A 12,319-nucleotide genomic window follows, 5' to 3' on the forward strand; every position below is an offset into this window, starting at 1 on the left:
CTATAGTCCTTAACAACCTTACGGATGCAGTAGTACATTGTTAATGCCATTACAAAAATCGCCTTCCATAGTTTTTAATCATAAAAAAACTAGGGATACAATCTCTAATAATTTTAAATCTAAACGCAGCTAGATACTTAAAACAAGAACGGGGTTGTTTTTTGTATAGCCGAATAAGTAAAGGAATGATAGATATACGATACTTACCTTCTCCATGCTTGCCCAACTCTTCATTATATCTAATAACAACGCCCAACCTGTCTAGCAACCTAGGTATGCTATCTTCAACGGTCAAGCCTGAGTTATGCTCCTTGACAGAGTAAAATGTTCGCTCACTTACAAAAATATCTTTAGCATGAATTCCTGTTTTAAGAGAGAACATAACATCATTTGATGCTGAGACCTCATCAAATGAGAGGCAGTTTTGCTTTATAAACTTTCTCCGGTAGATTTTTGACCAAGGCACATGAAATTTATATCTAATCGCATCACATCCATCGCTGATGTACGATTTTACTAGTCTTGAATAACGAACACTTCTTGAACCCTCACTACCATCTACCTTGTGGCTTTGTGGTGAGAAGAAGTAAATATCATACGATGAACTCATACTTTCTATTTCATGTAGAAATGTACGTAAGATTTTTTCATCAACTTCATCATCTGCATCAACAAACGTCACATAATCCCTTGAAGCCAAGTCTAGACCTATATTTCTAGCCGCTCCAGCACCACGATTAGACTCAAAGCGTTTAACTAATAAATTACTTTGATTACTATCAACCGCATCATTAACGTTCTCTTTCCCGGAATCATCGATGATAATTACTTCATATAAGTCTTTATTTGAAAAGATGGGGATAAGGTTTTTCAAATTTTCGTTTGAGTTATAAGCTGGTATAATAATAGTTAGCATTTAACGTTCTCATAGTGAATATGATAGCTCATAAGCTCGAGCCATAAAGGTCGTTTTATCGACTTTATTGTTATTAAAACAATTCAAGTTTGAATCCCAGTAACTATCAATATTTCTACGAATGTACTCTTCGTAGTCCTGATTGTTTATGCCTCGAAAGCCTAAAGAAGAAAACGTCTTATATGTAAGGTAGTTTGAACGCCGAGACATTGTAATATACACTATATACTTATCTTCACAAGAAAGTAAATCTAAAGAGTCTTGTGAGGTATTCTAATTGGTGTTTTAGGATGGGAATAGGAGCCATTGCGCACTCAGGAAAAATCTTTCTTCACTCTCTTTGACTAACATCCTAACCATTACATACTCGCAATGCATTATAATGCATTTCTAGCATTTTATTTCTTAAAAATCCCATAAACAATACCTACCATACTGACAATTCTTAACAACCAACCAAAAACAAACACCCTATATTTATCATAAGCTGAAAGCTTTATGTTTCTCATTTTAGATTGGCGTAACAAAAAAAATGGATTTGGAGGGAGAAAAAATAATAACAATCGTTTTGTTAAGTTAGACATCAAAACTCCATTAACTTTCCAAATATTAAACCAGCCAGCTGCAACCCGAAATTGTTTTTTAAGAAGGTTTTTAGTATCACGTGAGGCTTTCCTTACTTTCCAGTCTGATAGAAAAACAATATTAAAACCCAGAGAAGTTGCTCTAGACGTCCATAAAATATCGCCACCACTTCTAACGCCTTCTTTAAAAAGACCAACGTTATTTACTGTCTCTTTACTTACTGCTAGACAGGCTGTTGTAGCCACACCTGAATGCTCAATTTTTTTTTGGTTATTAATGTTTACAATTGAGTCATAAATATCCCCTATCGTACGTTTTCCTTTATGATAAAATTCTATGTTAGCAGCATAAATATTATTATTTTTAAACTCATTAATTGATCGTAACCATTCAGAAGCTGGAAAACATGTCGCATCAAGGAATATATACCAGTCAGAATCAGATGATTCTAGCCCTCGATTTCGAGCCGAATAAGGGCTATTAATATTTTCGGTTTCGTTAATCATACTAAGCTCAAACGAATATTTTTTTATTGGTACAAATTCCTTACCTGCATTATTTACACAAACTACATTGAGAGATACATTAGCCGATGTGAAGCATGATTTATATGACTCATCTATCGCATCCAAAACTTCGGATAGGTCATCATTGAAATATGGTATTATTATTGAATATTCTAATCTTTCTGACATAACTTCTCTTTATTTACGGAAAATGCATTAATTTGCGGAAAACACATAAAAATTCGCGTCACGAAAGGCTTCCCAGCACGGTCGCTAGGTACTCTTAGTCCATCGCGCACATCATTCGCTTTCGTTGAATGCCGGCTTTAAAACTCTTTTCTTGCTTTAATAAATTCAAAACCATTTGCCTTATTCGTACAAAAGCTTCCGCTCGGTCATCGACTCTTATTCGGCAAGCATCTTCTTGTAATCCAACATCAAGTTTCCAATGCATTGATTCAATTAAACAGTGCGAGCGCGTGGCATCATGAAGCTCTTTCGCTGTAGGTGTTGTTAAAAACAACTAAGCTTAACCAACGATATCTCGGCAAGCTGATTTAATTCCGTTGGCATTTTTATATCCTCCATCAACTAATAGCTTAATTATGGCTACTAGCCTCGCGAAAAATGATTTCTTCGCTATAGCTAGTCTCGCCGCCGATACTTTTACATTATTAGAGTAATTTGATTTAAGTTTAGTTAAAGATGTCTTGTGCTCATCAGGGGCTAATTCTATTGCCCTACTGAGCCCGGCGATAAAAATTTCTAACTGCTCTAACTGCTGACTTCGAGCTACGATTGTATCTTGCCGAAATAGTCTTTTCCATGTTTCGATTCTAACCTGATTACGCGTCACTTTAGTCGTACGGTTAGCAATAAACTGTGACTCATTCGTTTCATGGCGACGATAATACTGCAAAGGCGTCGTATCTATCACTTTAGCATTTAAGCCATCGGCAAACTGAATCAGCCAGTTGTCATGCCCTTTAAATCCTGAAGGGATTGGCATACAAAGTTCTAACAAATCTCTCCGCACGGCACAACAGCTGCCCATCACAAACCTATTCATGCTAAAACCTGCAGAGCGTATTTGTCCTATCTTGGTTAAACCAACTTCATTTAGCTTTCCGTCGGTAAGTTTGGCATCGTTCATTAGCGCTAATGCGTGGGGATTACGCTTGGCGATTTCGAATATGTATGCAATTTTGTTAGGGAACCAAACATCATCTTGATCACTAAGGAAAACCAAATCCCCTGTTGTTTTCGCTAGCGCAGCGTTAAAATTACCACAATAACCCAGATTTTTTTTATTACGATGAAATTCAACAGAGAACGGAGCCTTTTTAGCAAAATCGCTTACAATAAATTCGGTTTGATCTGTTGAACAGTCATCTGTAATAATCAATTCATCTGGTTGCATCGTCTGGTCAAGAAAGCTTTGCAGTTGTTCTTCTATATATTCGGCACCGTTATAGGTTGCCATAGCTATGGAGATTCTCTTGAGACGTCTCATTTTTCCAAAACCTTCGATATTACTCCTTCACAACCTTCTATGTATTTTTGAACAGAAAACTCGGACATGACACGATCTTTTGCATTTTTTCTAAGCTGGTTACTAAATGCTTCATCATCGATTAAAAGCTCGATAGCTTTACAAAGTTCTAAAAAATCACCAGGCATAACTAATAATCCAGTCTTTTTATGCAAGATAAACTCTTTATTTCCATCTATATTGGTTGCAATAATACTGGCTTCTAGACAAGCAGCCTCTAGATTAACTCGCGCAAAGGGCTCTATACGTGACGTCATACAAAAGACATCCATTGCTTTAAAAGCGGGTCTAGGGTCATTTTGAAATGGAAAATGTAGTATTTGTTTCCCTAAGTATGGTTGGACTCTTGTCTGTTCTGCATACCCTTCAAATTCGTTCACATCACCACCCACCACAATAAAAACCAAGTCGTTTCTTTTATCAATTAGATGTTTGGCTGAAAGTAAAAAAACATCCAACCCCTTTCGCTCATTGATATTTCCTAAATAACCAACAATCTTTTTTCCTGTGCCATTTTTAAACCTAAGATCAGAGATTGGTTTATTACAAAATGCATCACAATCAATTCCGTTATACACTTTCTCAACGTTGGCAGAAGGTGATTGTAAGCGTTCTAGCACTAACTGTCGGATACTTTCAGAAACGCAAATAAAGTGATCTGCATTATCAAAAACCGATCGTGTAATCTTTTCCCTTTTTCCCGAACCAGGGAAGATGTAATTCTTACCCTCCCTAACATGTACTATATTTTTTATTCCAAAGAATCGTGACAAGATAACTGGCCAACTATTTGATATAGTATTTACATAAATCAAATCTGGTGCTTTTCTTTTGATCAAATAAGCCATTTTAATGAATTCAAAAAGACGCCCAATCTTTCTTAGCACCTTATAGAATAAAGAACAGTGCTTACATAAAAAATAGGGCTTCAACACAGTGATTTTCAAACCCTTATCTTGAGCAGCTGATACAAGATCACCTCGTCCAATTGTGACAATTTCAATGTCATATTTATCTTGAATTCCATCAGCCAATATTAATATACTCCGTGGAGCTCCGTACATTTTCGACTCATGTGAAAAGAAAATAATTTTTTTCATTTATACCTACTTTTTAAAGATGCTTACTCACGGAAAACGCATGATCATCCTCGTCATGAAGGGCTTCCCAGCACGTTCGCTAGGTACTATTGATTCAATGCATACGTCATTCGCTTTCGTTGATTACCCGCTTGGAAACTCTTCTTTTTCTTTAATAAATTCAAAGCTATTTATCTTATTCGAGCAAAAGATTCCGTTTTGTTATTTACTATTGTTCGACATATATCTTATTTAACCGGACATCAATTTTCCAGGATATCGGTTCAATTAACTAATACGAGCACCTGGCACCATGAAGCTTTTTCACTTTGAGTGCTTTTGAGCTTATATAATAGCACAGTAAAATATCTGACTATTCGGTACATCTTTTCCTTAGTAACTACTTATCATGATTCCCATCGTCTTTAATTCAAGTCAATTATAAGCTAAATTTTAAGCTACCATTTCTATTAAGCTCGGATAACGTAGAACCGTTCTTATCCTTATGAGAAAGTTGTGGTTTGGTTGCTATTGGCCACTGAATACCTAGCTCAGGATCGTCCCACTGCAAGGTCACTTCACCAGTTGGATTATAAAAATCCGTGCATTTATAGACAAATTCCGCTTCTTCGCTAGTCACATAAAACCCATGCGCAAAGCCTTCGGGTACCCACAACTGGCGTTTATTCTCAGCGGATAAATAAATCCCCTCCCACTGCCCAAAGGTCGGGGAGCCTTGGCGTAGGTCAACGGCCACATCAAACACTTCGCCACTCACCACGCGAACAAGCTTTCCTTGTGTGTTTTGGGTTTGGTAATGCAACCCGCGCAAAATACCCTGCGCTGATTTAGAATGATTATCTTGCACAAACGACGTGGGTTTGCCTGCGACTTGTTCATCAAAACGTTGCTGGTGCCAAGTTTCCATGAAAAACCCCCGCTCATCACCAAAGACTGACGGCTCAATGATTTTCACATCGGGGATAGTCGTTTCAATTACTTGCATTCGGTTAATCCTGATAACGAATAAGGTTGCCGAGCGCGTGTTGCCAATCACTCGCTGGAATTGAAAAGTGAGTCATAATTTTGCTGGTGTTTAAACGTGAATTCGCGGGCCGTGTCGCAGGAGTTGGGTACTCAGCCGTTGAAATAGGTGTCACCGTGGGTGTTGTTTTTAACACACCTTGCTCATGAGCACGGGTAAAAATCGTCGACGCAAACTCACACCAACTCACATGCGGCTCGCCGGCAAAATGATAGACGCCATAGGCCACGTCGTTTCCTGCATCAATACACTGGGCGATATAGATCAACGCCTTGGCGAGATCGCCCGCATACGTCGGGCCACATACCTGATCATCAACAATGCTCAAAGCATCGCGCTGAGACGCCAAGCGCAGCATGGTTTTAACAAAATTACCGCCATGCTCACCAAACACCCATGCCGTGCGGATAATAATGTGCTTTGAACACGCGGTTTGTATCGCCTGCTCTCCGGCCAGTTTACTCGCGCCATAAACACTTTGTGACTCGGGGCAGTCTTGCTCGTGGTAAGCGCCTTCTTTATCGCCGGCAAAGACATAATCGGTCGAAATATGTAACAGCGCCGCCCCTTGCTGTTCCGCCGCGTCTGCTAAATATTTTGCGCCCTTTTGGTTAATGGCATAGGCAAGGTCACGATCGCTTTCTGCTCCATCAACGGCGGTATACGCCGCGGCATTGATAATCACCGTCGGCTTAAATTCACTGACCTTGTTTAACACTGCCGTACGATCGGTAATATCTAATTGATGCCTGTCGCAAGCCAATATAGTGACTTGCTCATTCCCCCTCAATTGCTCAACCAGGCAGTGACCGACTTGCCCTTGACTACCGGTTATTAGAATGCGCATCAGGCTGCCCTTTTTTTGCTCCGGATTCACTGATCAGTTTTGCTAAATACTGGCCGTAATCATTTTTCATCATCGGCTCGGCCATCGCCAGTAGTTGCTCGTCACTTAGCCAGCCCTGTCGCCAGGCGATCTCTTCTAAACAGGCGACTTTTAACCCTTGCACATTTTCAATGGTTTGCACAAACGACGATGCCTCATGCAAACTCTCATGGGTACCAGTATCAAGCCACGCAAAACCACGGCCTAAGAGTTCAACGTTGAGTGCATCATCATGTAAGTACATTTCATTAATCGCCGTGATCTCTAACTCACCACGGGCCGAAGGCGTCACCCGTTTCGCCATGTCGACCACTCGGTTATCATAAAAATACAACCCGGTGACCGCGTACTGGGATTTTGGCGCTGACGGTTTTTCTTCAATCGATATGGCCTTCATTGTCTCGTCAAATTCAACCACACCAAAACGCTCAGGATCTTTGACTTGATAGCCAAAAACGGTCGCACCTGATTCACGTGCGGCGGCACGCTTAAGTGTCTTGGAAAAAGACTGACCGTAAAAAATGTTATCGCCCAGCACTAAGCAGACATTGTCATCGCCGATAAATTGTTCACCAATGATAAACGCCTGCGCTAATCCGTCAGGACTTGGCTGTACCGCATACTCCAGATGAAGTCCAAAATCAGACCCATCCCCCAAAAGACGCTTAAACGCGGCATTGTCTTCTGGCGTCGTAATAATCAAAATGTCGCGAATGCCAGCCAACATCAAGGTGGATAGTGGATAAAACACCATCGGCTTGTCATAAATGGGCAAAAGCTGTTTCGATACACCGCGTGTTAGCGGATACAAACGCGAACCTGACCCGCCAGCAAGGATAATTCCTTTCATAAAAAACAGTCCTAGATCCAAGCTCCCAGGCCCACACGCCCGCGAGCAAAAAGCAAAGATTTGAAAAAGTGTGGAAGCTAGTTCGCGCCTAGCCGCTCGCGTGTGTAAGAGCCATCAAGCACGCGCTGCCACCATTCACGGTTGACCAAGTACCATTCCACCGTTTTGCGAATACCCGATTCGAAGGTTTCTTGTGGCGTCCAACCCAGCTCGCGTTCAATTTTAGTCGCATCGATCGCATAACGAACATCGTGACCAGGGCGATCGGAAACACACGTAATCAATGAGGCATGTCGCGTATTGCGTGGATAGCCCCGTTCATGCATGGGTACAAGCTCGTCCATAATGGCACAAATCGTTTTCACGACTTCGATATTCTGCTTCTCGTTATGGCCGCCGATGTTATAGGTTTCACCCACTGTGCCTTTCGTCACCACCTGATACAGCGCCCGAGCATGATCATCAACAAACAGCCAATCACGTACCTGTAAGCCATTGCCGTAAACAGGTAACGGTTTACCTTCCAAGGCATTAAGAATCATGAGTGGGATCAGTTTTTCCGGGAAATGATAAGGGCCATAATTGTTAGAGCAGTTCGTCACTATTGTTGGCAAGCCGTATGTTGTTTGCCAGGCTCGCACTAAATGGTCACTTGATGCTTTGGATGCAGAGTAAGGGCTCGATGGCGCATAGGGAGTGGCTTCAGTGAACAAATCATCGGTGCCGTGTAAATCACCGTACACTTCATCGGTGGAAATATGATGAAAGCGAAACGCCGCTTGGCGTTCAGCATCGAGGCTATTCCAGTAGCACCGAGCGGCTTCTAACAAGGTATAGGTACCGACAATGTTGGTCTCGATAAATGCCGCTGGCCCATCAATGGAACGATCCACATGGGACTCAGCTGCTAAATGCATTACCGCGTCCGGCTGATGGGTTGTAAAGACTCGTTCAAGCGCTTCACGATCGCCAATATCAACCTGCTCGAACGCATACCTCGGGTTATCTTCCCAACCGGCGAGGGATTCCAAATTACCGGCGTAGGTTAGCTTATCAACATTGACGACCGAGTCTGTCGTGTGCCCGATAATATATCGAATCACCGCAGAGCCAATAAATCCAGCCCCACCTGTCATGAGTATAACCATAAATAATATTACTTATGTTAAAAACATTGTGGTACGTATTTGATACGTGTGCTACCTGTAATAGAGAACGTAAACTTTTACGTTAAGAGTATGGGTACCATTTGAAAGTCTCTATCGTCATCTGACAACCTATAAAATAATTACAATTAATACGTTTTTATATCAATTTCAACGACTTTAAAAAACGAAGAAAAAGACCATATCCTTTAGACAGAATCCTATACTCTGGATTTATTGTGCCTTTTGCATAAAAGTATGTACCCAGATCAATAACCCAATTGTTTTTTTATGAGGATAAACTTTAAAGTGGTGGTTCTCAACTCTAGTATTGAACGGATACACATATTCGTTTAAAGTACACTTTTCTCTAACGTAAGGCAAGGATATCTGATCTCTGCCTGCAGACATTTCGAAACAATCCCACCATAAGTTCATAGCTTCAATGACGTCCTTCTGATGATGCTTCCGAATAATGACATTGTTTTCAGTAAGACCTGCACTGTCTTTAAAACCCGCTTCTAAATACCGTTCATACTCTTGAAGCAGTTTATCTTTACTTCTTACTTTACCCAACATTATACATGCATCAATTTCTTCGTAAACACTATTCCTTAATGGATGTTTTAGTAACCCAACATCCTTGCCAGATGCCAAAAAATCTTCAAAAAGATCTTTAATACGTTTCATGACTCTAATATTACTATCCACATATATGGAAACATCATAATCTTGCAAATATTTGTGGGGGAGCATCTTGATATGCCTATTGGCCTTAATAGGCTCAAATGTATTTATAATGGAGCAGTCAATTTCTCTTGTAACCCACCCCTTAACTTTAAAGTCTTTTCTATTTGTGAAAACTATGTAATCAATATCACCTTCAATTTCTGCTGGAGGGAAAATAAAATCATAGTCACCCATTAAAACTGTGTAAACGACTTTATTCACTTAACAAACCCGCCAGCAATCTTCTTTACAATAGAGAATAAAACAAACCGGAACCAAATTGAAAACTTAACTGGACTGAAAAACTGTGCTTGCCACGGCCCTTGCCAACGTTTATCAATCTCCACTCTCAATGCATTTTTATCCATTGGTTCAAACTCAGATAATAGGTTGAGAAATACTTTATGATCCTTAGATTCGAAACGGCTTTCTTTTTTACTTTTTATTGCAGCCTCTAGCCCAAACATCACTGCGAGACGAACCAGATCGTTTTGCAAACAAAGCTGACGATATACTTGATACATGAGATCGTACTGGAATATTGCTCTGGAAACACAAGGAATTCTTCTATCTCTTTGAACGATTTTCATACCACGATGATACCCAAACTGGATAGCCTGAAGAATCGAGGGATTAGGAGAGTGCACCGCTACCGGTGCCGGTTTATCCCACACAATTCTCGATCTTCCAGGGTAGACCGGACTTGGATCTACAAAAAGGTTATCATTTAAGTCTGGCCACCTACAGCGATTGCTAAAGACGTGCATACCGATAATCGCTTTTTGAGAGCACCAATCAAGCACCGAAAACGCCACATGATCTAGTTCTAAATCGTCCTCAAAGATCTGGATCATTTCACTAAGGGTTTTAGTTGAATTAATAACCATATCCCCATCAACTTTAACAAAATATTGATAGTTATCGGAATTATCTTCTATTGTTTTGTAGAGCCGAATATGGGCCTTCTTATTAGGCAAGTTTTTAATATGGACAACGTCAAAATCTACATTAACCTGATTATCTATCGCATGCTGTACATCTTCTAGCTCATTTTCTCCCGCAGACATTATTATCACTAAAACTTTAGTCATAAACTTAGTTACCTTAAATAACGCACCCAGATTAAATAAAAACCATATAAAAATTATCTAATAAAAGTTTTATATGCAGAAAGTCTCTAGTTTATTGAAACAATCAGTTATCAACTCTACACTTTTTATAAGTTCATTTTCTAAAAACGCAACACACACAACTCGAAAATCTGCTCCAATAGAACACTAACTTACGTGAAAGATGTCCAGTTGTAAGCAATAATGAATCAGATTATCCTATTTCTTTTCTTCCAATGTTGAATGTTGTTGGATTTTTGCTTAGAGTTCCATATGCCTCTTTGTAGCCTGCAAGTTTTGCTAGTATTCTTGTCTTCAAATTATTACCACCATAAGGATATGATAGTTTCTCTATACTGCAACCGAGTTTTTTTTCCAAGATAATCTTTGACACTCTTAATTCGTTGTAAACAACCCAAGAACTCTTATTTGGCAAAAATATATGAGAGACACAATGGGAGCCTATCTCAACTAAAGGATGCTGTGCAATTTCTTTTAGTTCTTGCCAATCAAGAAAAACATTTTTTTGAAATTCCTCCCGATTAACTTTGTTCTCTTCAAAGAAATGCTCTACAAAGTTATCTCTTTCATCAAGTGATAGAAGCTTTAGCCTCCTATGTAAGACCTCAAAGAACGACTCTTTCTCTGAGCTGCTTTTTAATGACAAGTCAGCACCTTCATAGCTAAAGCAATCATATTCCTCTAAAAAATTACTTAGTTCTACCTCATAAGGGTAAACGCTCCTATCTGTGAACCCCGTTGTTATAAATAAAAGAAGCTCCACTCGGTACTTTTCAACCAACGGCAAGAGGTTTTTTATACTTTTGTAACCATCATCGGCAGACAGCAATACATTATTATTTTCGCACAAATATTTTTCTACATCATTTGCAGTATCGATGTTCTTCCTATTTGCTGCAACCTGTCCTTTGATGACAAACGGGGTATCATGTAGATATATGATATTACTAGGGTATCTGTCCGGTTTCACTAACGCTTTACTCATTAAGTTAATTTCTAGGTTTATCTATTGATTATGTCAGACTTTTTATAAGTGTTGACTTTTCACCCAAAAAAGTTTTTTACCCTTAAAAATTAATATTTATTCATCCAGCCACTTAAGTTTCTCCCGGTGATCTTCTCAAGTTCTTTTATATCTTCAATGTAAACGTCAATGATTTCATTTTTTATGGTTGTCGGTATATCCTCAAGTGTCTCTTTGTATGCTTTTTTCGATATTTTACCTTTCACTCTCACTGCGAGGTTTAGCAGCCTATTTTTTTCCTCCAGCTTCTTTTGAAATCTTGATTTGTAAGGGCGTGCGACATTTACTTTCTTGTCTAAAATAGATGGTGAAAATGAACTATCAACGCCAATAAATTCACATGTTTGTTGATAAAAATTCTTTGGATCATCATTAAGATCATCGAAGAATAATATTTTAATGTTTTTTTCAGAAAAAAACTCTAAGTATCTTTTGTAGTGGTGAGCATAGAAACCAGGTTCAATCCAGTTAGTAAAGAGATCGTAATTCTCAAAGATTTCTTCAAACTTGAAATTGAAACGATCTTTTTTCTTTTCATGCCAGTAGTGGGAAAATGCCCGCTCTAAAGGGTTTCTTGCCGTAAAGATAATTTTCGTGTCCGGGTTATAGTTAAATATCCGCTCAGGAGCTTTTGAGTCTCTCAAATAACTTGGGGTTGGTTCAAAAATCTTCAATTCAGACTCTTCTAGATCATCTGTACCAAAGTGTCCATCAAACCATGCTTGCCCGCGGTGAAAAAACATATTCATGTAGTGAATAGAATCTTTGGGAGACGTTACGATTTGCGGGTGTTCTTTGAGCGCTCTATAAAGCCATGTAGTTCCACTCTTTTGTGGCCCAATATGAAAAACATTTGCTCTTTTCATGTTACC

12 protein-coding genes and 1 pseudogene are annotated in these 12,319 nt (G+C 39.3%); all 13 read right to left on the bottom strand.

Features of this window, described 5'->3' with window-relative positions; all coding sequences use genetic code 11:
- Positions 1–49: 49 nt before the first annotated feature.
- Positions 50–874: a glycosyltransferase gene (locus FCN78_RS08610; RefSeq protein WP_412458344.1), complete on the bottom strand. Its 825-nt coding sequence runs from the start codon at positions 872–874 to the stop codon at positions 50–52.
- A gap of 440 nt (positions 875–1,314) precedes the next feature.
- A complete protein-coding gene (locus FCN78_RS08615) occupies positions 1,315–2,196 on the bottom strand; it encodes a glycosyltransferase family 2 protein (RefSeq protein WP_077659437.1) in 882 nt (293 codons plus the stop codon).
- A 94-nt stretch (positions 2,197–2,290) separates the two neighbouring features.
- Positions 2,291–2,512, bottom strand: a pseudogene (locus FCN78_RS08620) (transposase); the annotation flags it as partial.
- A gap of 24 nt (positions 2,513–2,536) precedes the next feature.
- On the bottom strand, positions 2,537–3,490 hold the full coding sequence (locus FCN78_RS08625) for a glycosyltransferase (RefSeq protein ID WP_077659478.1): 954 nt from the start codon (positions 3,488–3,490) through the stop codon (positions 2,537–2,539).
- Between the two features lie 26 nt (positions 3,491–3,516).
- Positions 3,517–4,659, bottom strand: coding sequence for a glycosyltransferase family 4 protein (locus FCN78_RS08630; RefSeq protein ID WP_077659436.1), 1,143 nt, complete (start codon positions 4,657–4,659; stop codon positions 3,517–3,519).
- 418 nt (positions 4,660–5,077) lie between these two features.
- Complete coding sequence (gene rfbC, locus FCN78_RS08635; RefSeq protein ID WP_077659434.1) at positions 5,078–5,644, bottom strand: dTDP-4-dehydrorhamnose 3,5-epimerase; 567 nt, start codon at positions 5,642–5,644, stop codon at positions 5,078–5,080.
- Positions 5,645–5,648: 4 nt separating this feature from the next.
- Positions 5,649–6,530: a dTDP-4-dehydrorhamnose reductase gene (gene rfbD, locus FCN78_RS08640; protein WP_077659433.1), complete on the bottom strand. Its 882-nt coding sequence runs from the start codon at positions 6,528–6,530 to the stop codon at positions 5,649–5,651.
- Entirely contained in the window at positions 6,508–7,419 is a 912-nt protein-coding gene (gene rfbA / locus FCN78_RS08645; protein ID WP_077659432.1) for a glucose-1-phosphate thymidylyltransferase RfbA, read from the bottom strand. The genes rfbD and rfbA overlap by 23 nt, the downstream gene beginning before the upstream one ends.
- Before the next feature lie 77 nt (positions 7,420–7,496).
- Positions 7,497–8,567 carry a dTDP-glucose 4,6-dehydratase gene (gene rfbB, locus FCN78_RS08650; RefSeq protein ID WP_077659431.1) on the bottom strand — a complete coding sequence of 357 codons (1,071 nt, stop codon included), beginning with the start codon at positions 8,565–8,567 and terminating at the stop codon, positions 7,497–7,499.
- A 231-nt stretch (positions 8,568–8,798) separates the two neighbouring features.
- The gene (locus FCN78_RS08655) at positions 8,799–9,515 is read right to left on the bottom strand and encodes a glycosyltransferase domain-containing protein (RefSeq protein WP_077659430.1); all 717 of its coding nucleotides are present in this window, start codon (positions 9,513–9,515) and stop codon (positions 8,799–8,801) included.
- Positions 9,512–10,384, bottom strand: a complete 873-nt coding sequence (locus tag FCN78_RS08660) for a hypothetical protein (protein ID WP_077659429.1) — start codon at positions 10,382–10,384, stop codon at positions 9,512–9,514. Before FCN78_RS08660 ends, FCN78_RS08655 begins: the two co-directional genes overlap by 4 nt.
- 232 nt (positions 10,385–10,616) lie before the next feature.
- The gene (locus FCN78_RS08665) at positions 10,617–11,408 is read right to left on the bottom strand and encodes a polysaccharide deacetylase family protein (protein WP_077659428.1); all 792 of its coding nucleotides are present in this window, start codon (positions 11,406–11,408) and stop codon (positions 10,617–10,619) included.
- Between the two features lie 89 nt (positions 11,409–11,497).
- On the bottom strand, positions 11,498–12,313 hold the full coding sequence (locus FCN78_RS08670; RefSeq protein ID WP_077659427.1) for a sulfotransferase family protein: 816 nt from the start codon (positions 12,311–12,313) through the stop codon (positions 11,498–11,500).
- Positions 12,314–12,319 lie beyond the last annotated feature (6 nt).

The organism is Salinivibrio kushneri, assembly GCF_005280275.1.
Lineage (GTDB): Bacteria > Pseudomonadota > Gammaproteobacteria > Enterobacterales > Vibrionaceae > Salinivibrio > Salinivibrio kushneri.

Excerpts from the sequence above, each read along its gene's own strand:
- FCN78_RS08615 (WP_077659437.1), bottom strand. The coding sequence starts at position 2,196 with ATGTCAGAAAGATTAGAATATTCAATAATAATACCATATTTCAATGAT.
- FCN78_RS08625 (WP_077659478.1), bottom strand. The coding sequence starts at position 3,490 with ATGGCAACCTATAACGGTGCCGAATATATAGAAGAACAACTGCAAAGC.
- FCN78_RS08630 (WP_077659436.1), bottom strand. The coding sequence starts at position 4,659 with ATGAAAAAAATTATTTTCTTTTCACATGAGTCGAAAATGTACGGAGCT.
- rfbC (WP_077659434.1), bottom strand. The coding sequence starts at position 5,644 with ATGCAAGTAATTGAAACGACTATCCCCGATGTGAAAATCATTGAGCCG.
- rfbD (WP_077659433.1), bottom strand. The coding sequence starts at position 6,530 with ATGCGCATTCTAATAACCGGTAGTCAAGGGCAAGTCGGTCACTGCCTG.
- rfbA (WP_077659432.1), bottom strand. The coding sequence starts at position 7,419 with ATGAAAGGAATTATCCTTGCTGGCGGGTCAGGTTCGCGTTTGTATCCG.
- rfbB (WP_077659431.1), bottom strand. The coding sequence starts at position 8,567 with ATGGTTATACTCATGACAGGTGGGGCTGGATTTATTGGCTCTGCGGTG.
- FCN78_RS08660 (WP_077659429.1), bottom strand. The coding sequence starts at position 10,384 with ATGACTAAAGTTTTAGTGATAATAATGTCTGCGGGAGAAAATGAGCTA.
- FCN78_RS08665 (WP_077659428.1), bottom strand. The coding sequence starts at position 11,408 with ATGAGTAAAGCGTTAGTGAAACCGGACAGATACCCTAGTAATATCATA.
- FCN78_RS08670 (WP_077659427.1), bottom strand. The coding sequence starts at position 12,313 with ATGAAAAGAGCAAATGTTTTTCATATTGGGCCACAAAAGAGTGGAACT.